The following is a 23,037-nucleotide window of genomic DNA, read 5'->3' as shown; positions in this document are numbered from 1 at the left end:
AAATAGTCTAACCGATTGTCTTTTAAATGTAACTAGTTGGTTATTGCTTAATAGTCGGTGCATTATTCTTGAGAATGTGATTCACACTTCATAAAACAGTAAACCTTCAAAGTGACAATAAAAAATCGGGCTCTAGTGATTTTTCGCAGTAAATATTACTTTTGACTAATGGAATTATTATTAAAAACAGTAAAACTGAAGTTAACAATAATTTTACAATCTCATCATTCTAGTCAAAAGGAATGTTTGGATGCTATTACACGAATCAGTGCCTCAGAATGCACATGGAAAAGAAGAAAGCACGCAAAGTGCTCTGCGTCATACCGCAAATTGCGTTGTGATGGTGCCACCTAAAGAGTTTCGTTTTAACGAAGAAACTGCGCAAGACAACGAGTTTCAACACCAAGTTTCTCTGACTCAAGAAGAAGTCTCACGTAACACCATGGCTGAATTTTCCGCGATGGTTGAAACCTTGCGTAAAGAAGGCGTGCAAGTGGTTGAGTTTGATTACCCTCAATCAGACATTGCCACGCCAGATGCGGTGTTCCCGAACAACTGGTTTAGCACTACCTCAGAAGGCACTTTGTATACCTTCCCGATGGCGTGTGATAACCGTCAGCATGAAGTTCGCCCAGATGCGCTGGTCGCGGCATTAGCGCAAGCGGGTCGAGAAGTACATCAACAAGACTCACTGACTGAATATCTGGATGAAGAAGCCTACCTAGAAAGCACGGGCGTGATGGTGTTCGATCACTTCAACAAAACCGTTTATGCCGCGCTCTCGCAACGTTGTGATCGTCTGGTGTTAGAAGATTACGCCAAGCGTATTGGCTATGATCGTGTGATTTCTTTTCAAACTCGTTTGCCTTCTGGTGCTCCGATTTACCACACTAACGTGATGATGGCTGTGGGTGAGCAGTTTTGCGTGATTTGTGATGAAGTGATCCCTGAGTTTGAACGCCGCTTTGTGCTCAAATCGTTGGCGAAAGACAAGCAGGTTATCTCGATTTCACTTGAGCAGATGAACCAGTTCTGCGGCAACATCCTTCAACTGGAAACGGTACGCGGCGATAACGTCATTGCTATGTCTCAATCGGCTTACGATGCGTTCTCATCAGCACAAAAAAATCAACTGGCGACTCACGGTAAATTGCTGCCATTCGACGTTTCTACCATCGAATCGATTGGTGGTGGTTCTGTACGCTGCATGTTAGGCGAAGTGTTCCTACCAAGCCGCAAAGCTGTGCTGTAAACCATTTCTGAATTTCCCCCAAAAAGCACCATGTTGAAAGATGTGGTGCTTTTTTATTGATGGGCTCCAGCGGGTTTACAACATGACCTTGTGTAGAGAGGCATTGGCGAGTGAAGTTGTTTTATGCACTCTGGCAATAAAAAGCTCGGCACAGGCTAACGCATCACTTGCTGCGCTGTGGTTGTAGTAAGCAGGGAATCCAAGGTTCTCCCTGAGGTCATCAAGCTGAAAGCTGGCAGGGCTATGAGCAAGGTTTGATGATAAGAATCGTCGTTCGAGCTCCATCGTATCGATAAAGTAAAAGGGAGGTTTAACGATGCCAAACTTTTTGCTGAGGTAGCGCGATAGGAAGCCTTTCTCAATGAATGCGCCATGAGCTAACACCACTTTTCCTGCCAAGGCTTCAAAGAGTTTATTCATTGCAGCATCGATAGTGAGCCCTTGGCTGAGGTGCTTGGGGGTTAATTGGTTCACGCTGGCACTTTTAGCGGTGATGTATTGCCCGTGTGAGATAAAAAGCTCGTCGACGGTCGACAGTTCGATCTGTTGAAAACTGAATGGCACTAAACCAATAGACAAAATCTGGTCGTGTTTAAAATCGAGTCCACTTGTCTCGAAGTCAATAGCGACATATTCAAGCTGTTGAAGTGGTGATGTGACTGAGGGCAGTGGAGTGCTGAGGTAGGCTCCCCAACCGCCAATCCATTCACCTTGGTCTTTGATATGTTGTCGAAGTGCCTCGATGTTCTCCAAGTGGAATTTGTGTTTTAGACTCGTCAACATGGCTTATTGGTTTCCTTTTACAAACCTAAGCTTTGCAACGTCTTGCAAATTACCGATGATTTTAAACGCTTCTTTGAGGTGCTTTCTTTCAAAACTGCTGAATTGATCGGGTGCGATGTGGTTATCGGGTATATGCCTGTTTTGTATAGCATGCAATTGATGGCGGAAGCGAACTTGGCTGATGAATCTCAGCGCTTCAATAATGCTCTCGCAGGCATCTTCAGAAATAGCTTTATGAGTCATAGCATAACGAAGTCGCTCTTCTGTGCCAGCAAGCTTGCATCCTACCGAGAGGCTGAAAATTCGCGCTAAATCTACGATGAGATTCAAAGCGTACTTTTTGATGTTTAAGGTATTGCTGTGCTCCCCACCTTTCTCTACCACCAAGTTATTAAAGATGCTCAGTGGTGGTGAAATGTTAATGGCATCTCGCGTCAAGCATGGCAAGAAGCTCGAATTGTGTTGAATACAATCGTTGAGGTGATCTTGTAACTCCTCGACTAACTCATAAGAGCCATAGATGGCGCGGGTCTCTAGGAACACACTGATATTCAATAATTGATTGTACTCCGGGCTAGAAACCCATTTATTGTAATAGTGCTTCCAACGTTGCAGAGGCTGACACCACCGAGGAGATGCCGCCATATATTTACCATCGCAAAGTGGGTAGCCACAAGCCGCTAGAGCGTTGCAAACTCGCATCGCAAGGTGGGCAAAGTACAGTTGGTGCTCTTGGAATTTGTCATCTTCAACGACGATGGCATTGTCTTGGTCAGATAAGAGATGCACTTCATTACGCGCATGAGAACCTGCCACCATCCAAGCATACTTACAAGGCGCAGGACCAAGTACCTTTTCCGTTAGTTCAATGATTCTGCGAGTAAACGCATCCATGATCATCGACATGATTTTGCCTTGTAGGTTTGAGGAGGTGCCGTTTTCAACCAGCGCCTGAAAAATCGATTCTTTCTCGTCGCGCAGCTTGGCAAGAGCTTCGATAGAATCAGCGTAGCGAATCTTCTCAATCAAAAACAACGACTGGGTACGGTGGTTGTGTACTAAGTGGGTGGTCGTAAGCAGTCCGCAGACTTGCCCTTTTGATATGACAGGCAGGCTCCGGATATTGTGCTCTAGCATGAGTGAAATGGCTTCAATGATCCGTTCGTCTTCATCGATCACGGTTACAGGAGAGGTCATGATTTGGTGAACTGGCGTCGTGAGTGGGAGCCCTTTCGCCACCACTTTCATAGTCATGTCTCGATCGGTAATGACTCCCACCAATTCACCGCTTTTTTCTACGACGGCACAAGAGCTTTTAGGACGAGAACACATTCGTTCTGCTACGTCTTGGATTGGGGTGAGATAGTCCACAGACGTAATGTTTTCACTCGCGATGTCTTTTACAGTTCTGAAGAATAAACTTTTGTTTTCCTTGTGTTGCGAGTGATTGACAGCACTGTTTAGACGTTTTGGTGCTTGTGGATCAAAGCAATCTGTCGTTGCGCTTGCGCTGCTCATCACCTTACGCACAGCTTCGTAGGGGATGGAGTAAAGCAAGGTGCTGTCTAGTGCGTAGACCTGATAACGTTGTGATTGAAGGGAAGAGTCTTGAAAGAAGGTAAACCCAAACTGGTCATTTTCTCCCAATCGAGCCAACAAACCTCCTGTCGAGTCTTTTTGCTCAATTGCACCTGAGCGAATGAAGTACAAGTGCGCCGACTGACTTAGAGTTTCTTCGTCTATAGTTTCTCCCTTCGCGAGGTAACGCACCACTACGAGTTCGGCGAACTGCTCAACGATCTCTGTGGGGAGCTTATCAAAAGGGTCGAGCTTCTCTAAGAAGTGCAGGATATTGAGTGTTGCGGAGGTTTTCATAAGGACAGCTTCTGGTTGTTATAGGAGGCTCGACTTGAGCCTCCTGTCGATATTATTAAGTGACATCGCCTTTCGGCTTTACCTCGAATTCATCGGTTACTTAGCATGGCGTAAATTCAACTGTGCATCGAACAGTGATGCTGGTTCAACCGCCGTACCGATAGACTCCAAATGTGCTTGCTTAAGGCTTTCATCGGGCACTTCGGAGTAGTTCGCCGTACCGTTTTCGATCATGGTATTGATGTATTTGGCTTGTGGTGCCACAGAGAATTCTGAGCCCGTCATCCCGATGATGTAAGGCATAATTACACGACCATAAATGCCATCATCCTTCATAAACATAAATTCATTTGCGCTCACGCCAGTGTTGACAGGATTCCAGAAAGTGAGCGCTTTTAGATGGTTTGGTTGGTTGCCTGAACTCGCGCCCCAGCGACCATAAATCCATCCGCCCTTCATGTTATCGAATAGGTTGTGCATGGACTGCTCACCATGCAAATCAATAGAGGAGTCAGCGGCGTATTGGCTGTTTTTGTACACATTGGCAATCGAGTATTTCGATACGCCAGGCGCATGCCAAGCGTGAGAGTTGTCGGTAATGTTTTCAATTAAGTTGTAGTTGCCGTACATGATAGTGAAAGCAAGGTGTCCCGGCGTTCCGGACAGCGTGACGTCATCAACCGTCACATTGTAGGTATTCCATAGCACGCCCCCTTGGTTGAAATCGCGTAGTTCAATGTTTCTTACCCAGCTGTCATGAACTCGGTTAAGTGCTAACAAGCTATAACCACTGTCGTGTAAGGCACTTTCATGATGGACAAATTCTTCGTGCCAATTGCCAGAAATCGTCATGTTCTCAATCCCGACGTTTTGATAAGAGGTGACTTTTTTCACTTGCCAAGCGTCGGCTTGATCGAGCGTATGTGCAACTGGGGTAGAGAATGTCAGAACATTGCCATCAATAGCTGCAATGGTATGTTTCTCGCGTTTATCGAGCCCTTGAACCAGATTTGCCCAAACTGGCGTGTCTGGTGCTGAGGCTTTGTATTCGATGAGGTACGGTGAGATTGCGTCGTTGATTGCTGGCTCGCGTTGAATTAAAGCAGAAATTTGAACACTGTCGCCGACAGAAAAACCTGCACTACTGTCTACCTGAACAGAAAAGCTTGAGCCGCCTTCAAGCGTTTGTGAAAGCTCGATAGGTGCGGCTGTGGTTTCGGCGTCACTTCTTGCGCCGAGTTGAAACATGTGCGGTGTCGTCCATTTTTTCGATGGGTCTTCTGGTTGAAGGTAGGTGTCCATCTTGAGCACCGTTTTACCAATACCATCACCTTTCACCACTACATTATCCAGATCGACGAAAATCGGCTGTTTGTTTTTTATGTCATCTACGTTATCTGGATCGATGAGAGCATCATCTGCGGCATTATTGATGATGTAAGTGCCTTCAGGAAAATAAAGCACAGCGATTTTTGACTCAGCGGGATTCGTCGTGCGGCTTTGTTTCATCGCTTTAATAGTGGCTTTTATTGCAGCTTTATCGCTGATTGAATCATTCGGTGTTGCCCCAAAATCTTGGACATTAAACACTTGGTATAGAGCATCCGTTTCTGTTGGGGCGGGTGCCGGTAATGGCGTATTGCTAAATTTATAACCAGCAAAGGAGTAGTCTTGAAGAATGCGCTCTTCAGGTAGTGTTGTTGAGGTATCCAACAGACCTGATGCTGAATCTCGGCTGGCAACAAAATCCGTCCAGTACTGGCTGGTGTTTTCGACACTCGACTCGCTATTACAAGCGACAAGCAGCAAAGCGACAGAGAGAGTTCCTATTTTGTATCTCATGGAATCATTTCCTTGTTATTGGGGGTACTCGTTTTTTATGCGTTGTTTTAATGCTGGAATGGCGTGCTGGTAGAAAGCGCGCAATCCTGAGCAGAGGTAATTTTGCGGAGAAGATTCTTTGTTTGAACGCACCCTGTCTTTAGGGCAACCGCCAAAACAGAACTTGAGGTATGGGCATTGCTGGCATTGTTGAGAAAGTGAGTGGGTCTTATCGAGACCAAAAGATTGTTGCTTTGGGTCGCATGCCATTTGTGCCAAGTGTGTATTTTTGACATTGCCTAAGCGGTGGCTATCTTCGATGTAGTGATCGCAACTGTAGACGGAGCCTTCCTGCATGATCGCAAGAGCACGACCACAATATTGGCTTGTCACACAGGATGAAGAGGGATGATTCAGTAGAACGGCGAGGCAGTCCTCAACGGTTGGAATGTAAACCTGACCAATATCGTTTTTCAGCCATTCATCAAAGACGGTTGTCATGAATTCGCCCCAACCTTGTGGGGAAACAGAATAAGGTTCTTGAGTAGTGACTAGGCATGAAGAGCGCATTTCTAGCTCGGCTTTATCCACGATCGGGATAAATTGCATTTGTTTGGTTTTCACTTCATCACGCAGGAAGCGATAAATCTCTAGTGCAGAGTGTGTACTTTGGTGAGTCACACAAGTGAGGGTCGCAAAAGGGATGTGGTATTTATGAAGCAAAGCCGCCGCATTGAGCACCTTTTTATGTGTGCCTCTACCTGAGCGTGTGTGGCGATAATGATCATGAACCTCTTGAGTTCCATCGATGCTTAGTCCGACGAAGAAACGATGAGTTTTAAGAAACTTACACCACGGCTTATTCAGCAACATTCCGTTGGTTTGCAAATCGTTTTGAATGGTTTTATTGAGTGGATTGTGTTTATTTTGCAGCTTAATGATGGTTTCGAAATAGTCGAGACCAAGCAGAGTTGGTTCACCGCCTTGCCAACTGAAAATCACTTGAGCGGTGGGTTGAGCTTCAATGTATTGCTTAATGTAAAGCTCTAAGGTTTCGAGCGGCATTGGGTTCGCAGTCACTTCTTTCAGCGTTTCTTCACGACCGAGAAAATAGCAATAATCACACTGAATATTGCAGGTAGATCCGGTCGGCTTTGCCATGATGTGAAAAGGGTAAGATGACTGCATTCCGCGTTTCCTTTATTTCTAGACTTACTGTTGTTTCACAGAGAAAGACCTGCTCCCGAAGGAGCAGGCTTTGTCTTATTTGAACCAGCCTTCAACTTGAATACCGACTTGGAATTCGGTGTCGTTGTTGTCACCGAATGCATGATCGTCTTCATAGTCTTGAAAGTAAGTCGCGAATACGCGCAGTTCAGGGCGAGCCCAGAAACTTTTAGATGGCGACCAAGTTTGAGCAAGTGTTACCTTGCTTGCCGATTGAGGGGTGTCATCGGCCGTTGTCGCATCGAAGTAACCTAACTCGAGTACGGTTTTATTGTTGTCGTCCCAGCTGTATTCAGGGCGAATAACCGCTGAAAAAGTCGTTTGTGTGGTGGTTTGGTTGATCTCGATATCATCAATTGAAGAGGTCCAGAACAAAGAGTGAGCAAGTACGACATCGTCAGTTAGTTTTAACAAGCCGTAGTTCATCACTCGGTAAGCGGACGCATTTTTTTGCACTTCTGCGAAGTAGTTTTTACCTGCATGGTCGTTAAATAGCGCTTTTGAGAAGCCGTTAGTACCGTATTGGAAAACCGTATTGTTCTTACCCCATTTACCGCCGTAGGTAACCAAGCCAGTAGCCATCACACCATCTTCGGTTTGCAACGTAAATTCGTCCGACTCATTTGGCATACCGTAATCAAGACCGATTTCTAGCTCAGCGTTTTCCCACAATTTTATGCCTTTGTAGCGAATGTCGAAAATATTGACGTTGAGCTTGTTATTTTTTGTGCCTGGATCATCAAAGTCTTGGCTTTTACGGTCCGAGCGGATAGCAGATACCGACAGCAGGCCGTCACCAACAGGAATGTAGTCAATACCACCACCAGTACCAGACACGTTCCAGTAGTAGGTATCAATGATGTGGTTATCGTGACGTTGGTTGTAGCGTTTACCTGCCCATACGGTGGATTCCGGCAGAGAAGGGATCAGCCCTTTAACCGCCACGTTCACTTCTTTGAACATGAAATCTGTATCGTCGTCATCCATGGCTTCCCAGTCGTTTGAACCATCAGACTGGTAAACAAAACGAGATTGGAAGTAGACGTCGTATTGTTCGGTTTTCGCAAGTTGGGTACCTAGGCCTAAACCTAGGTAAATGTCATCTTCGTTTCCGAGACGACCAAGTTTTTGTTTGTTGTAAGAAACCATCGCACCATTGCTTGAACTAGAGCCTGCTCCCGCACGGAAATATCCAGAAAAATCGATATCTTGCGCAGCAACACCTTGGCTGCATAAGGCAATTGATGTCATGAGAAGGGAGGTTTTGATCGTAGAGTGGTTCACATTAATTTCCTTGTTTTATTTATTTTGTAAAGACAAAAGTCAAAATAGAAATTAAGTGATTATTTTTTTTATTAGAATGAAGAAAGTTGCTGAGGGATGAAAAAAATGAAACTCTATTGATTCATATATTATAAGCGTGATCGCCCTCAATTATTGGCTCTGTGACATTATTCACAAATTGTCACCTAAATAAGGAAAATTTCCGAAGTAGTTTCTTTTTTTTCATTTTTGTATGTTTTTACACATTGAATGAAGCTCTCAAATCTTCATAAACTGGCTCCAGATAAAAAATACGTGAAATAAAATAATCAACCTGGAACGAGTCGCAATGATAGAACATGCATATCCCTCAAAAAGGTATAACAACACTGATTTTGAAGAGCAATTAACTAAGGTTGTTTCTTCAGTTAAAAACAACATCCCTCGTATTGGTATTAATAATCCTAAGATTGGTAACGAAGATGGCACATGGCGCTACTGCGGACCATCAGATTGGGTTTCTTCTTTCTGGACTGGTCAACTGTGGCTTTGCTACCAGCTAACCGGCGATGAGACATTCAAAAACAGCGCAAATATGCGTAAACCTTACTTTAAAGAATTACTTATCAACCCAAATTGGCATGATCATGATTTAGGTTTTCAATATTCATTAAGTTGCGTTGCTGGCTATATGTTGACTGAAGATGAGGAATATAAATCAATGGGTATCGAAGCTGCTCATAGTTTATATCAACGATATCGTCGACTTGGCCAATATATTGTTGCGTGGAATGAAACACACATTCTTGGTCCTGAGAAAACTCAGGGAAAAACAATTATCGATTCGCTACAAAATACGGCACTGCTTTTTTGGGCTGCAAATCAAACCAATAGCGATGTATTAAAAGATGCAGCAATTAATCACTCTAAAACAATGGCTAAGCATATTGTTCGTGAAGATTTCTCTACTTTTCATACCTTTAACTTTGATCCACTGACGCAAACACCAATCAAAGGCGAAACCTTTCAAGGATATGCAGACGACTCTTGTTGGGCTCGAGGTCAATCGTGGGCTATTCATGGTTTTGCTCAAACCTACCAGTACACCAAAAATCCAGATTTTTTGGCGCTTGCGAAAAAGTTGGCGCTGTTTGTTACACCTTATCTGCAAGACGATGCCGTTCCTGTCTGGGACTACCGTTTACCAGAGTCGGAGCATCCATACAAAGACAGTTCGGCGGGGGCTATTACTGCAGCTGGCTTTTTGTTGATTGCAAGCCTTTGTGAGGATGAACAAGAACGTGACTTCTTCGAGCAATGGGGCATGCATTTGGTTCAAGGATTGATAGAACAATGCGATCTAACGGCAGACCCTTCTGCTCATGGCCTGCTTTCTCAAGGCGCATCGTTTGTCGCAAAAGACATGGCGAACAACATGTTGCCCTACGGTGATTACTACTATCTCGAAGCATTGATGCGTATTTGCGGTCATCAACGCTACTTCTGGTAAGGAAACTGATAATGATTTCTGGATACGATATTAGCGCGATTGTTTTTTATTTTATTTTCATGATCTTGCTTGGATTTATTTTTCGTAAGCAGGTTGCCAACACCAGTGATTATTTTCGCGGGGGCGGCAAGATGGTTTGGTGGATGGCGGGCTCTAGTGCCTTTATGACCACTTTCAGTGCTTGGACTTTTACTGGGGCGGCAGGTAAAGCCTATATCGATGGCTTTGCCGTTGTTTGGATTTTTGTATTTAACATTGTCGGCTATCTAGTTTGTGCACGTATCTTTGCTCCTCGCTTCAGACAGCTCAATGTGATTACACCAATGGAAGCCATTCGACAGCGTTACGGTGCAAAGACAGAGCGTTTCTATACGTTTATCTACATGGTTACGGGGTTGATGGGCGGGGCAATTACGCTATATGCAGTTTCAATCTTTATCTCTGCAGTGATTGGTATCAACATCCAACTGGCTATTGTTATCACAGGTGCAGCCGTTGTCTTCATGACCATTACTGGTGGTGCCTGGGCCGTCGTATCGAGTGACTTTTTACAGGCATTATTGATTGTTGCCATCAGTGTGGTGACCTTTATCGCTGTCATGAACAACGTAGACAGTATTTCGGACATCACAGACCACTGGCAAGGCGCGACGCTTTGGACGGGCAATGGCATCCACTACCAAGAAATCTTCTTATTATGGATTGGTGCCATGTTTATTCAACGCGTTATCGACATGAATAACATTGGTCAGTCAGTTCGCTTCTTGTGTGTAAAGGACTCAGCTCAAGCTCGCAAAGCGGCTTATCTAACCGCATTGTTGTTCGCATTCGGCAGTGTAATGTGGTTTATCCCGCCGATGTGGTCTGCAAGTGCTGGTGTTGACCTTACTGGAATGTATCCACAACTTGGTGCAAAAGCGAACCAAGCGGCTTATCTATCAGCAGTTCAGGTTCTTCTTCCTGCAGGCATGGTTGGTCTGGTGGTTTCGGCTATGTTCGCGGCCACAATGTCAACGCTGGATTCCCGTATTAACTTTGTCGCGGCATCATTTGTGAAATCTATCTACAAGCCAATGCTGAATAAAGACGCGACCGAAGAACAAGAGCTACGTGCTAGTAAGATTTCGACGGGAGTGATGGGGTTGATTGTAATTGGCTTCGCGCTGTTCTTGAACGAATTACGTGGCATCAGCCTGTTCTCAATGATGATCATTTTCGCAGGTCTTGTGAATATTCCGATGATGATCCCTCAAACACTTGGCATGTTCATTAAGCGAGTTCCTGATTGGGCAGGTTGGGCGACTGTTTGTTTCGGTTTCGTGGTTAGCTTAATCAGTAACAATGTTTTCAATGCTCAATGGGTCTCAGAAACGATTGGCGTTGCATTAACAGGACGTGAGCTTGGTGACTTGGGTGTGGTTATTACCCAGTTTATGCACGCTATTGTCACTGTTGGCTTCTTCCTATGTACGGGCTTGTTCTACAAAGCGCCAGAAGGAGAAAGGAAGAGTGCCATTGAACAATTCTTTACGAATCAAAAGACACCAATTGTCTCGCCAGTAGGCATGGAAGAGTCAGATGTGATGCAGTGTCGAATTCTAGGTCGCTTAACACTGCTCTTTGGTGGCGTCATCACGGCATTCTTCTTACTTCCGAACGAGCATGCTTATTACTTCTTAATTTGTGGTCTGTTCATCATGACTATCGGAGGCTTGATTTACTCTCAAAGTCTTGGAAATAAACAAAAAATCGCAAGTGTTACACAATGATAGGTGAAAGAAATATGAACACACGTCAAGGCATTCATAAAGCACACGCAAAAACGCTAGACACCCAACAGCTACGAGATGAGTTTCTTGTTGAGAGTATCTTTGAGGCAGATAGCTACACCATGACTTACAGTCATATCGATCGCATTCTGTTTGGTGGTGTGATGCCGCAACAAGAGAAAGTTTCTTTCGATGGTATTGGTAAAAAATTCGGTGTGGATTACCTGCTAGAGCGCCGTGAGATGGGCATTATCAACATTGGTAGCTTGGGCTACGTCGACGTTGATGGCGAGGTTTACGAGCTAGAAAACCAACAAGCGTTATACATTGGTAAAGGTGCAAAATCGGTGTCATTTGGCAGTGAAAGCGAAAGTCAGCCTGCGAAATTTTACTACAACAGTGCACCTGCTCATGCCGCGTACCCTACACGCAAAATCACTCAAGCAGATGCGATGCCAGTAACGCTGGGGGATAGTGAAAGCTGTAACGAACGAACCATTTATAAATACATTGTGCCAGATGTTGTTGAGACCTGTCAGCTTGTGATGGGCCTAACCAAACTGGAAGCTGGCAGCCTTTGGAACACCATGCCTTGCCACACACATGAACGCCGTATGGAAGTGTACTTATACTGCGATATCCAACCGGAACAAGCGGTGTTCCATATGATGGGTGAACCAACAGAGACTCGCCATATTTTGGTACACAACGAACAAGCGGTTATTTCTCCGAGTTGGTCTATCCACTCTGGCGTGGGGACCAAAAACTACAGCTTTATTTGGGGAATGGTTGGTGAGAACCAAACGTTCGACGACATGGACCACATTAAAACCACCGATCTTCGCTAGGAGCAAAACATGGAATTTAAACTTACAGATAAAGTTGCGATTGTGACAGGTTGCGATACAGGTCTAGGACAAGGTATGGCTCTAGGGCTAGCCCAAGCGGGGTGTGACATTGTTGGTGTGAATATTGTTGAGCCGACAGAAACCATCGAAAAAATCCAAGCTACAGGTCGCCGATTCATCGATATCCGAGCGAACTTGATGAAAACGGATGACATTAGCTCGATTGTGGATCGTGCTGTGACAGAGTTTGGTCGTGTCGATATCTTGGTTAACAATGCAGGCATTATTCGTCGTAACGATGCGTTGGAATTCTCTGAGCAAGATTGGGACGACGTAATGGACATTAACGTTAAGTCGGTGTTCTTCTTGTCTCAAGCGGTTGCGAAGCAATTTATCGCGCAAGGTACAGGCGGGAAGATCATCAACGTGGCGTCTATGCTCTCTTTCCAAGGCGGTATTCGAGTGCCTTCTTACACAGCATCGAAAAGTGGGGTTATGGGGATTACCCGCTTAATGGCGAACGAGTGGGCTGCACACAACATTAATGTGAATGCGATTGCCCCAGGCTACATGGCGACCAATAACACCGCTGCTTTACGCGCCGATGCAGATCGAAACCAAGCCATTTTAGAGCGTATCCCAGCACAACGTTGGGGTTTGCCAGAAGACTTGGCGGGTCCGGTGATTTTCCTAGCGTCACCAGCGTCTGATTACGTGAACGGTTATACGTTAGCTGTCGATGGTGGCTGGCTAGCTCGCTAATCTCGATACTTCAAAAATGCCTGCACTCGCAGGCATTTTCTTTCTGATTTTATTCCCGAGCTTCTCTCGGAATTGTTACGTTACTTTCGGTGTTTTCGATGAAAAAAATAGCCCTGATCGGCGAATGTATGATCGAGCTCAGTGGGCAGCCTTTTGGGCAAATGACTCAGAGCTATGGTGGTGACACATTAAATACTGCGGTTTATCTCAGTCGCCTAAATCCTGATTTAAAGCCTGCCTATATCACGGCGCTAGGTGAAGATTCGATTTCTCAACACATGGCAGGAAAATGGCAAGTAGAAGGGATTGATACTCAATATGTATTGATTGACCCAGCACATCCAACCGGGCTTTACATGATCCAATTAGATGATGCTGGAGAGCGCAGTTTCGCTTATTGGCGACATCAATCGGCGGCGTCTCAATTACTCAAGCATGAGCAATTTTCAAAGATTGAACAAGCGCTTATGTTCTTTGATTTTCTTTACCTATCGGGCATCTCTCTTGCCATTTTAGATGACGAGGACCGAGCCAAACTTATCTCAACTTTAACTGATGCTCGCCACCGAGGGGCTCGAGTTATTTTCGATAGCAATTATCGTCCGAGTTTATGGAGCAGTAGGCTCGATGCTCAACATTGGTATCAAGCCATCGTCAACATCAGCGATTACTTATTGCTAACCAGCGATGATGAACAGGCTCTGTGGGACGATAAAAGCCTTGAGACCACCATTCAACGACTCAATCAGTAAAGCAAAGCGGTCGTCGTTATCAAGCAAGGAGCGGACGGTTGCAGTGTCGGATCTTTAGCAAACTGGAACACGTCTGTGACCCACCACCCTGCTAGTCCGGTGGAAAAAGTGATTGATACCACCTCAGCTGGTGATTCGTTCAATGCAGGCTTTATTTTGGGAATAAGTGAAGGCTTAGAGCTCGGCACGTCGTGTCAAATTGGCAACTTATTGGCTAGCAAAGTCATTCAATATAAAGGTGCCATTGTACCATCACCAATAACAGATCTATTAAGAGACAAATTGTATGAATAATTTAGGTGCAAAACTTGCGTCTTATAAAGTAATTCCTGTAGTCGCGATTGAGCGCGCTGAAGATGTGCTCTCGTTAGGCAAAGCCTTATCTGACAACGGATTGAACGTCATTGAAATCACGTTTAGAACCCCAGCTGCGGCGGAGGCTATTGCACTACTGAGCGTTGCTCAGCCTGATATGTATATTGGTGCTGGTACGGTGCTGGATGCAGAGCAAGTCGAGCAAGCGACTCTAGCTGGGGCGTCATTTATTGTAGCACCGGGCTTTAACCCAGATACTTTGCAAGCGTGTGCTGCCAAAGGCATTCAATTTATTCCAGGTGTTTGTACTCCGAGTGAGTTGGAGCAAGCACGACAGCAAGGCGTTCGTTTGATGAAGTTTTTCCCTGCAGAGGCTGCAGGTGGTGTCGCCATGCTTAAAGCCCTTTCTGGTCCTTATAAAGATGTACAGTTCATGCCAACTGGCGGGGTGAACGAAGGCAATATCAATCAGTACTTAGCGTTACCGAATACGGTGGCATGTGGTGGTACATGGATGGTGCCCCAATCATTAATTGAAAACCAAGACTGGGAAGAAATAGGACGCTTAACGAGAGAAGCCGTAAAGGTGGTTAATCAACAGGAGAAGCAGTAATGGCGGAGACTAAACGCGTTGCCGTTTTATTAGCGGATGGTTTTGAAGAGGCAGAAGCGGTGGTCTTTATTGATATTATGCGCCGACTCAAAATTGAAGTGGACGTATTATCAATCCACGATCGCAAACCCTTGAGCTCCTATTTTAAAACGTTGATTTCTGCAGACTACTTGCTGTCAGAAAAAAGTGCGGAGCTGTACGATGCGGTGATGATGCCGGGCGGTCCAATGGGTACGGACAATTTGACGTGCAGCAGCAAAGTGATTGAGTTTCTAAAAATACATATCGCAGAAGATAAGTGGATCTGCGCACTGTGTTCATCCGGTGCCAAAGTACTGGCTGCAAACAAGCTTCTAGGGCTGCACCATTACACAACGGGTGGTGGTCTAGAGAAGAACTTTTCTGATGGCGTGTATGTTGATCAGCCTGTGGTTGTCGACGCTCCTTTCATCAGTGCGAAAGGGTTAGGGGTGAGCTTTGAGTTTGCTTTTACGGTTGCTGCGAAGCTGTTCCAAGACAACAAAGATGTTGATTGGCAAGCGGATCATATTTACTTCTCAAACTGGCCGCTTAATCACTAATCTTTGATTACTAAACATTCACAACTAGCCGCTAGCCATGCGCGATTACGGCCTAATATTCTGCAAAAACTTTGCCCATCAGAGGTCATTTGCTTTTGATGGGCAAACACCAAACTGCTTTTTAAAGGCGCGACTAAAATGGAAGCTGTCGTTGAAGCCGAGTTCGAAGGCGACTCGCTTTACATTAGTTCCAGAGCGCTTGAGCATCATCATACTGGCATCGAGTTTCAGCTTTAAGTAATACTGTTTTGGGGACACGTTAAGGTATTTAAGGAAGAGTTTTCTTAGATATTGTTCTGTGTAGCCCGCTTCCTGCGCAAACTGTTTTATGGCGATATTCTCACCGATGTTCTCGCTCATTTTTGCCACAATCTCATGCACCGTCTTTTCTTGGTTGGTCATGGATTTCGATTGGTCAATTAAGGTGAGCCATTTATAAAAAACAAACCCAAAGCCTGCGACCGCTGCATTGAGTTTTATTGGTGATTTAGACGCAATGAGTTCCTTGACTTCAGACAGAATGCTTGGGTAGTCGTCGTTCTTCAACGCAATAGGTTCTTCAAAAGGAATCGGAGTAACACCCTGCATTAAAAACTCGAACCAGTTTAAGTTCCAAACGATTCCATTTGTCCAGTAGCTATCGATGTTTCTGCTGTCAATGAAGGTCACACTTGGTGCGGAAACCGTGAGAATTTTCCCGCTCTTCATCTTGATGCACCCACTGCCTTGGATGGTGTATACCGCCACAATGGCATTTGGCAGCATAGGCAACATGCGGTCTCTTGGCCATTTGATATGGTAGTTTATGTCGGCATGTACATCCCACATTGAGCGTAGAGTAATGCCACATGAATCTGCGGATTCTTCGATGAGGAGCGGCTGATTTTTCATTGTTTCGCTTTTTACATTTAATAGGGATTTTTACTATGGTTTATAGTACCAATCACGATTAACTTTAGGAATCAGTAGTCCGTGATAAGGCTTGAATAATAGAGCTCTATCACCTTTGCATATTTTTTGAGGCCTAGATGATTTCTGATTTCTTAAACCCTAAAGAGAGAAAGGGCGCTTTCTGTAGAAATGACCAACAACAGCCCAATATCGTGTTCATTACTGTCGATATGATTTCTGCGGATTGTTATCACCCCCAACGTCCGCTTTCTGGCGTGATCAATACGCCAAACATCGAGTCCATTGCCACGGAAGGTACTTCATTTAGTTCGGCATTTACTCCCAGCCCTTTATGCGGTCCGGCAAGGGCCGCTATTTTTACTGGCATGCACCCTCCCTATCTTTCAAACGGTGAACGTACGCCTGTAGGAATGAAGGTGGATCTCGAGCTCGACGACATCATTTTCCAAGACTACCTAAAACGTGTCGGTTACTCCCTCAAACATTCAGGTAAATGTCACGTTGGTGTAGAGAAATTCGTTCGTACCTTTGGTGAAAACGTGCATGCTTGGGATCGCTGGGGACCACCAGTAGAAGACGATGACCGCTACTTAGCATACCTCGCGAATATGGGCGTACAGTTACCAAAATATCGCAAAGAGCTCCGTGGTTTACAGATTGATAAGTTGTCTCCTGCCAATTCATTTGGCGGTTGGATTGAACAGCAAGATGGCAGTGATTTCCCGTTAGATGCACATTACTCAGTGTTCTTGGCGAAGTTGGCTGTGGAGCAAATAAAAGCATCGAAAATCCAAGCGCCAGCTAAGCCAATTTTCACTCAATTAGAATTCTTCGACCCTCATCAGCCTTATTCTGTGCCAAGTGGTTTAGAGGAACGCTACGAGCAAATCAAAGCCGCTATTACCTTGCCTGATAGTTTTACCATGCAGGAAAAGGATAACCCAATTTATGCGCTCTATCAGCAATATTGGGGGATGTATGACGCCGAAGTGGCGAAGGACTATATTGCTTGTCATTTACTGCAAGTTGAGGTGGTTGATCATGCTATCGGTCATTTAAACCACTTCCTCAAAGAAGAAGGGTTATGGGATGAAACTGCGATTGTGTTTTCTGCTGATCATGGTGATATGAATGGTCGTATGGCTATGGCGGATAAAGGCTCTTACTTCCAGCCAGATATTTTCCGTATTCCATTGATGATCAAGCCTCCTAAATCTCAGCAAACCATGTTGAAACAATCCGATGAGAGCGTTTCTGCAATTGATGTAGCGCCAACTATCCTTGGATTTGCAGGTATTGAAATTCCATCACAAATGGAAGGCGATAACTTGCTGAATGTGATGCAAGGTAAGGCTCGCCGCCCATTGACTCAGGTTTACCAAACGGGTGTACATGTTGGGTGTAATTACGGCTTTGGTTTTCAGGTGACGCTAGAAGGTAAACCATATTTCTACGGCTACAACGCCACCACGGGCTTTGAAGAATTACACCATTTGGATAAAGACGATCAGTCGAATTTGTTCGATTTGGAAGAGTATCGAGTCCATAAAGAAACCATTGTGCTACAAGCGGCTCAGTTGCTGCAATCTGATCCACGTTGGTCTGGTTACTGGTCTTCTTATCGCCTGCATAACGCCCGCTACTTGCCGACGGTTGGTGGCGATATGCAAATGTTGAAACCACAATAAATGAGCTAAGAGAGTGGGGATAAATGCCCACTCTCTCTGATGTTTTGAATATGTCTTGGAAAAAAAAGGGGGAAGACCCCGACTATCGTTTTACGCTTGCCAATGAGCGAACTTTTTTGGCATGGGTTCGTACTGCGCTCGGCTTTTTTACGGCGGCTATTGCTGTGGACCAATTAGCCACAAGTCTTAACGATACTTTATATAAGCCACTCATTTGTTTATCTTTACTGACGATTTCTATTCTTTGCTCGATTTTTGCCTATGCAAATTGGCGAGGAAATGAAATCGCAATGCGGTTAAACAGCAACCTGTCTTATTCCCATGCTATTAAAGTAATTCCGATCTTAATGGTGGTGGTGATTACCTTCTTATTGAGCAGCATTTATCACGATGTCTTTATTAGATGAGACCCATTTAAAAAGCGATGCCGGTCTGCAAGTTGAAAGAACGGTTTTATCTTGGCTGCGTACTCTGTTTGTGTCGGTTTTGATCGTGCTGTCGATTGCTAAGATATTGCATGGCTCAGTTTCTTGGCTGTTGGCAGTTTCTTTAGTTTGTGCCTGTTTAGCTTGCCGTTATGTTTACGCTTCAGGTCTTTGTGTCGCGACTAAAGGAACCAGTTGGAAAGCGGGAAGGCATAAAGTGATTGCCACTTCTTTAGTTTTATCGGCGTTTTTTTATGGGTTCCACTTGCTTGAGTTGGTCTAACCTTTGCTGTCCTTTCGATGTTGAAGACAATCAAAAATGCCACTCAACATTGAGTGGCATTTTTATGCTTCGTCGCTGTTTGATTTGTTTAATCTAAAGCGACCAATTCTTTTTCATGGGTGTTTTCGCCCACTTCATGACAGCAATGGTTGTGGTGATCCTCGTAGCCATCATACGCGCATTCGCCAATATTGTTTCTAGGACAGATAAGATAGTGACTTCTATCGAGCAACTCTGTTTGACATATTGGACAGTACTTTTCCATAGCAACCTCCCACAACTAACGATTGAAAATTTCGTCCGTAGACACGAGTTCAAAGGTAATTTTAGACCCTAGATTATGACCGTGATGTGAAGGTTTTATGTGAGGATAAGAGTGTGTTCTCTGTCTTGACAAAGCTCTGACAGAGGGCGGAGTGAGGGTTATTCTCGCATTTTCATTAGAAGTCTGATTTCAAAAGAAAAGGAGAGATTTGAAGCGTCGTTTTATACTTGATGCTTTGCTGTATCACGCCATAATTTTGCAGCTTCTTTTAGAAGGCACATCACAAAGATATTTGTCTTCATTTCGCGCAAAATTGTTGGAGTATTTGGTCTGTTTATAGGTGAGTATTGAAGTGTTGGGTTTTGGCAATATGTCAGGCAAGTGAAGCACAGATAAAAACAAGGTCAGCTGTAGAGCTGACCTTCTCTCTTGATAAGTTTATGAGGCTCAGTAGCTAAGCTCTTCTTTTGGAAATGTGCCTTCACCATTAGAAACAATAGCGTCTATTTGGATTGAGGCGTCCATAAAGATTTCTGATACACCGATAACAGTGCACGCTGGAAGCTCTTTATCAAAGTAGCTTGCTAAAATATCCTCCACAACTTGCAAGTCGCTGATATCTTTTAGCTGAATATTCAGTTTCACGATGTCGTCCATTACATGGTGCACGCTTTTGATGATGGCTTTGATGTTGTCGAGGCATTGCATGGTTTGCTCGCCTACGTCATTAGCAATGACTTCGCCACTCGGCGGATGGATTGGCAGTTGTGCAGAAACGTTATTGTAATGCGAGAAAGCGACAGTTTGAGTTGAGAACTTGCTGATTGGTGCCGCCTCTGTGTTGTGGGCGCGAATCACAATCCCATGTCTATCTTCAACGGCTTGTGGTGGCGTTCCGTCCCCATGAGAAACCGTCGCGTCTATTTGCACTAAGGCGTCCATTGGTAACCCCTCAGCTTTGATGACAGTACGAGCGGGCACGTAGGCAACGCTTCTTGCTATCGCCGAGTCTGGAAAAAATGTGCTGTAGACTTGATTGACAGCAAAGGCGTCGTCGAGATTTCTCAGATGGATATTGAGTTTAACAATGTCATCAAAAGGGACATCAATACTATTCAGTATGCTCTTGATGTTTTTCAGACATTGTCGAGTTTGCGCTTTGATTCCGCCTTCAGCAATATTGCCTGTTTCTGGTTCGATTGGCAGTTGAGCTGAAATGTGGTTGTAATGTGAGAACGCAACACTTTGGCTCGACAGCAAACTGGTTGGGGCTTTTGCTGTGTTTCTTACCAACTTGATCAGCTCGCAAGGTTCTTGAGGGTGTGTACCTTCACCGTTCGAAATGAGCGCGTCGATTTGAACCAAAGCGCCTTCCAAAGGCAGTGCAGCAACGGCAATTACGGTTCGAGTTGGAAGGTGGCTGATGAAGTATTGTTTATAAACCTCATCGACAGCATCCAGATCGGTCATAGATTTAAGATAAATCGTGATTTTAACGACGTCATTTAAGCTGTGCTCGATGCTATCCACGATAGACCTAATATTGCTTAAGCATTGCTTAGTTTGCTCTTTGATGCCCCCTTCCACTAACTTTTGGCTTTTTGGGTCAATCGGCAGTTGCGCTGAGATATTGTTGTAATGGGAGAAAGCTACCGATTGAGTTGAGCCGTCGTTGATTGGTGCATTTTCTGTATTTCTAGATACTTTGATGATTTCGCCGTGCATTTCGAATGTTCTCCAATTCTGGCTGCTGTAGGAACGCTGTGGGTACGCTGATACAGGCAATAGATAGCCAGACCAACCGCTCAAAACAGAGGCAAGTCTGGCTATGTGTGCCGAATAAAAACGTTAGTTAGTGAATGAGATCGTTATAGGGTGCTGAGGAAGGTCAGGATTTTGTCTTCGTGGCGCTTGATGGTTTCTTCGCTTGGCGTGATGGCATCTTTATGGGTGAAGTAAACCAATATGGCCATTTGCGCTGTTAGGCGGTTCTCTGCTTCGTCGAATGCCACAGAGTACTCACTTTCTAGCGCACCGCGAGTGACTTCCTCTTTGTCGTTTGCAGGTAAGCAGTGCAGAAGCATGGCACTTGGCTTCGCTTTTGCCATAAGTTCTTCCGTGATCACGTAGTCGGGCATGAAGGCAGCCAAGCGCTCTTCTTTCTCATCCATTTGAGTGACCCAGTAGAAGCTGTCGCCGTAGACCACATCACAATCACTGATTCGCTCTACATCATCGGTGATCTCGATATGACCGCCAGACTCTTTGCAGAACGATTCTGCAAGCTCAACCCATTCTGGTTCCATGTGGTATTTAACCGGACCAATTTGCTTAAAGCCCATGCCGTATTTCGCACAAGTTAGCATCAATGAACGACATACATCGGTAGCGTCACCCATGAATGCCAACGTCAGTTCATTAAGCTGGCGACCATCAGTGATGTGCTCACGAATAGTAAATAAGTCAGCCAGCATTTGTGTTGGATGGAAACGGGTATCTAGACCATTAATAACCGGTACGGTAGACATGTTTAACAGACCATCTAGCGTTTCAGGACTGTTAGTGCGAGCCATGATCACATCACACATGCGTGATAACACGCGTGAGGTGTCATCAATCGACTCTTTGCCACCAAGATGGATGTCTTTTGGCGATAAGAACAAAGCGTGACCACCAAGTAGCGTTGCGGCAACTTCAAATGAAACGCGTGTGCGAGTCGAGCCGGCTTCGAAAATCATCCCGACTGACTTTCCTTTGAACAGTTGTGGGACTGCATTGTCTTTACGCGCCTGTTTTAGGTAGCTCATCAATTCCATCATGTTGTCCATTTCTCGGACTGAGAAATCTTTCATAGACACCATATGCTCAATGTTTGCTTTGTGTAGGTCAGTTGCACTTGAAGAAGGTAATTTCATAATCATATTCCTATTTTCATTTGGGGCTTACCTAAGCTCGCCCCTTTTATTTTGAGTCGTTGGATTCGTATGGATTTAAACTTGAGGTACTTGTTGAGTAATGCAGTGGATATTGCCGCCACCGAGCAAAATCTCACGAGCAGGAACACCGTTTACTTCATAGCCTGGGTAGAGCTCCTCTAAGAGCGCAATCACCTCTGCGTCGTATCGCTTATCGAGTAGAGGTAGAACAATCTGGTTGTTCGTGATGAGATAGTTCGCGTATGAGGCGGCTAGACGCTCTCCGGCTTCACGCTCCATCCCTTCTGCAATATCAATCCCTGCTGCTTCTTCTTTTGCCATGTACAAAGGACCTGGCATTGGCAGCTTATGGACTTTGATTTTGCGGTCTTTCGCGTCTCTTTGATTTGTCAGGCAGTCGTAGGCTTCTCGACTGATTTCGTATTGCGGATCATTTGGGTCGTCGCACCAAGTCAGTACCACTTCTCCGGGCTTAACGATGTGGAGAATGTTATCGACGTGACCATTGGTTTCGTCGTTATATAAGCCACGAGGCAACCAAACAATTTTCTCTATATTGAGATGTTCACGAAGAACTTTACTCAACTCTTCTTTGTTTAGATCTGGGTTACGACTCTCGTCCAGCAGACACTCTTCTGTGGTGTATAAAGTGCCGTCGCCATCGATGTGTATGGAGCCTCCTTCAAGTACAATTGGCGCTCTATAACGAGAATCAGCGGTAATTTCACACATTTTCTGTGCGACTTGGTCATCGCGTTTCCAAGGCCAGTAAAGGCCATCGACAAAGCCGCCCCAAGCATTGAATTCCCAGTCGACACCGCGACGTTCACCCTCATCATTCACGACATAGCTTGCGCCGATGTCGCGCATCCAAGAGTCATCGGTTGATACTTCAAGCACGCGGATATCGTCAGGTAAACGAGATACGGCATTGTCGTACTGATCCGCACTTACCAGCATGGTGACGGGAGTGGTTTGGTTGATTTGCTTTGCCACTTCAGCGAACACTTTTTGTGCCGGTTTTGCTCCGTTTCGCCAGTTGTCAGTGCGTTCTGGCCAAGCCATCCAGATTTCGCTATGAGGCTCTTGCTCGGCAGGCATTCTGAAGCCGTCTTGTTTTGGTGTGGTTTGTAATAGCTTTTTCATATCAATCTCCT

General features: G+C 45.0%; 20 protein-coding genes and 1 pseudogene. 11 read left to right on the top strand and 10 right to left on the bottom strand.

The window, feature by feature from the left end:
• The first annotated feature begins 250 nt into the window (after nucleotides 1-250).
• Nucleotides 251-1,252, top strand: a complete 1,002-nt coding sequence (locus ATB76_RS10550) for an arginine deiminase-related protein (protein WP_042600273.1) — start codon at nucleotides 251-253, stop codon at nucleotides 1,250-1,252.
• A 75-nt stretch (nucleotides 1,253-1,327) separates the two neighbouring features.
• On the opposite strand, the gene ATB76_RS10545 is transcribed toward ATB76_RS10550, so the two are convergent.
• The 5 genes from ATB76_RS10545 to ATB76_RS10525 all read right to left on the bottom strand — a co-directional run bounded on the left by ATB76_RS10545 (nucleotide 1,328) and on the right by ATB76_RS10525 (nucleotide 8,242).
• Nucleotides 1,328-2,035, bottom strand: a complete 708-nt coding sequence (locus tag ATB76_RS10545) for an exonuclease domain-containing protein (protein ID WP_042600272.1) — start codon at nucleotides 2,033-2,035, stop codon at nucleotides 1,328-1,330.
• A 3-nt stretch (nucleotides 2,036-2,038) separates the two neighbouring features.
• Complete coding sequence (locus ATB76_RS10540; RefSeq protein WP_042600271.1) at nucleotides 2,039-3,910, bottom strand: DUF294 nucleotidyltransferase-like domain-containing protein; 1,872 nt, start codon at nucleotides 3,908-3,910, stop codon at nucleotides 2,039-2,041.
• Nucleotides 3,911-4,006: 96 nt separating this feature from the next.
• The gene (locus tag ATB76_RS10535) at nucleotides 4,007-5,752 is read right to left on the bottom strand and encodes a DUF4955 domain-containing protein (RefSeq protein ID WP_061035144.1); all 1,746 of its coding nucleotides are present in this window, start codon (nucleotides 5,750-5,752) and stop codon (nucleotides 4,007-4,009) included.
• Nucleotides 5,753-5,767: 15 nt separating this feature from the next.
• Nucleotides 5,768-6,919, bottom strand: a complete 1,152-nt coding sequence (locus ATB76_RS10530) for an anaerobic sulfatase maturase (RefSeq protein ID WP_042600269.1) — start codon at nucleotides 6,917-6,919, stop codon at nucleotides 5,768-5,770.
• A 75-nt stretch (nucleotides 6,920-6,994) separates the two neighbouring features.
• Nucleotides 6,995-8,242, bottom strand: a complete 1,248-nt coding sequence (locus ATB76_RS10525) for a carbohydrate porin (protein WP_061035143.1) — start codon at nucleotides 8,240-8,242, stop codon at nucleotides 6,995-6,997.
• 328 nt (nucleotides 8,243-8,570) lie between these two features.
• Between ATB76_RS10525 and ATB76_RS10520 the strand changes: the two genes are divergently transcribed.
• From ATB76_RS10520 to ATB76_RS10490, 7 genes and pseudogenes are all read left to right on the top strand, one after another.
• The gene (locus tag ATB76_RS10520; protein WP_061035142.1) at nucleotides 8,571-9,731 is read left to right on the top strand and encodes a glycoside hydrolase family 88 protein; all 1,161 of its coding nucleotides are present in this window, start codon (nucleotides 8,571-8,573) and stop codon (nucleotides 9,729-9,731) included.
• Nucleotides 9,732-9,742: 11 nt separating this feature from the next.
• The gene (locus ATB76_RS10515; protein WP_038879920.1) at nucleotides 9,743-11,500 is read left to right on the top strand and encodes a sodium/substrate symport; all 1,758 of its coding nucleotides are present in this window, start codon (nucleotides 9,743-9,745) and stop codon (nucleotides 11,498-11,500) included.
• 14 nt (nucleotides 11,501-11,514) lie between these two features.
• On the top strand, nucleotides 11,515-12,348 hold the full coding sequence (kduI, locus tag ATB76_RS10510) for a 5-dehydro-4-deoxy-D-glucuronate isomerase (protein ID WP_042600267.1): 834 nt from the start codon (nucleotides 11,515-11,517) through the stop codon (nucleotides 12,346-12,348).
• 9 nt (nucleotides 12,349-12,357) lie between these two features.
• Nucleotides 12,358-13,110: a 2-dehydro-3-deoxy-D-gluconate 5-dehydrogenase KduD gene (gene kduD, locus ATB76_RS10505; protein ID WP_005449923.1), complete on the top strand. Its 753-nt coding sequence runs from the start codon at nucleotides 12,358-12,360 to the stop codon at nucleotides 13,108-13,110.
• Nucleotides 13,111-13,208: 98 nt separating this feature from the next.
• Nucleotides 13,209-14,156: pseudogene (locus ATB76_RS10500) on the top strand (sugar kinase).
• Nucleotides 14,149-14,790: a bifunctional 4-hydroxy-2-oxoglutarate aldolase/2-dehydro-3-deoxy-phosphogluconate aldolase gene (locus ATB76_RS10495; RefSeq protein ID WP_061035141.1), complete on the top strand. Its 642-nt coding sequence runs from the start codon at nucleotides 14,149-14,151 to the stop codon at nucleotides 14,788-14,790. The pseudogene ATB76_RS10500 and the gene ATB76_RS10495 overlap by 8 nt, the downstream one beginning before the upstream one ends.
• Nucleotides 14,790-15,371, top strand: coding sequence for a DJ-1/PfpI family protein (locus tag ATB76_RS10490; protein ID WP_038879906.1), 582 nt, complete (start codon nucleotides 14,790-14,792; stop codon nucleotides 15,369-15,371). Before ATB76_RS10495 ends, ATB76_RS10490 begins: the two co-directional genes overlap by 1 nt.
• Nucleotides 15,372-15,449: 78 nt before the next feature.
• Here ATB76_RS10490 and ATB76_RS10485 read toward each other — a convergent pair whose 3' ends face one another.
• Nucleotides 15,450-16,262 carry an AraC family transcriptional regulator gene (locus ATB76_RS10485; protein WP_017448224.1) on the bottom strand — a complete coding sequence of 271 codons (813 nt, stop codon included), beginning with the start codon at nucleotides 16,260-16,262 and terminating at the stop codon, nucleotides 15,450-15,452.
• Nucleotides 16,263-16,399: 137 nt separating this feature from the next.
• Between ATB76_RS10485 and ATB76_RS10480 the strand changes: the two genes are divergently transcribed.
• Genes ATB76_RS10480 through ATB76_RS10470 form a run of 3 tightly spaced genes read left to right on the top strand, consistent with a single transcriptional unit; the run spans nucleotide 16,400 to nucleotide 18,679 of the window.
• On the top strand, nucleotides 16,400-17,971 hold the full coding sequence (locus ATB76_RS10480; protein ID WP_230677719.1) for a sulfatase-like hydrolase/transferase: 1,572 nt from the start codon (nucleotides 16,400-16,402) through the stop codon (nucleotides 17,969-17,971).
• A gap of 50 nt (nucleotides 17,972-18,021) precedes the next feature.
• Entirely contained in the window at nucleotides 18,022-18,378 is a 357-nt protein-coding gene (locus tag ATB76_RS10475; protein ID WP_038880303.1) for a DUF202 domain-containing protein, read from the top strand.
• Nucleotides 18,362-18,679 carry a DUF202 domain-containing protein gene (locus ATB76_RS10470; RefSeq protein WP_042600264.1) on the top strand — a complete coding sequence of 106 codons (318 nt, stop codon included), beginning with the start codon at nucleotides 18,362-18,364 and terminating at the stop codon, nucleotides 18,677-18,679. The genes ATB76_RS10475 and ATB76_RS10470 overlap by 17 nt, the downstream gene beginning before the upstream one ends.
• A gap of 88 nt (nucleotides 18,680-18,767) precedes the next feature.
• Here the strand turns inward: ATB76_RS10470 and ATB76_RS28140 are convergent, their stop codons facing one another.
• From ATB76_RS28140 to aguA, 4 genes are all read right to left on the bottom strand, one after another.
• Entirely contained in the window at nucleotides 18,768-18,944 is a 177-nt protein-coding gene (locus ATB76_RS28140) for a hypothetical protein (RefSeq protein WP_155647550.1), read from the bottom strand.
• A gap of 447 nt (nucleotides 18,945-19,391) precedes the next feature.
• Entirely contained in the window at nucleotides 19,392-20,669 is a 1,278-nt protein-coding gene (locus tag ATB76_RS10465) for a RidA family protein (RefSeq protein ID WP_061035140.1), read from the bottom strand.
• Between the two features lie 143 nt (nucleotides 20,670-20,812).
• Nucleotides 20,813-21,859: an ornithine carbamoyltransferase gene (gene argF / locus ATB76_RS10460; protein WP_061035139.1), complete on the bottom strand. Its 1,047-nt coding sequence runs from the start codon at nucleotides 21,857-21,859 to the stop codon at nucleotides 20,813-20,815.
• Nucleotides 21,860-21,934: 75 nt separating this feature from the next.
• A complete protein-coding gene (gene aguA / locus ATB76_RS10455; protein WP_038871530.1) occupies nucleotides 21,935-23,026 on the bottom strand; it encodes an agmatine deiminase in 1,092 nt (363 codons plus the stop codon).
• Nucleotides 23,027-23,037 lie beyond the last annotated feature (11 nt).

This window comes from Vibrio sp. MOR3, assembly GCF_001557775.1.
Classification (GTDB): domain Bacteria; phylum Pseudomonadota; class Gammaproteobacteria; order Enterobacterales; family Vibrionaceae; genus Vibrio; species Vibrio jasicida.
This window is presented reverse-complemented; position numbering and strand designations above follow the sequence as displayed.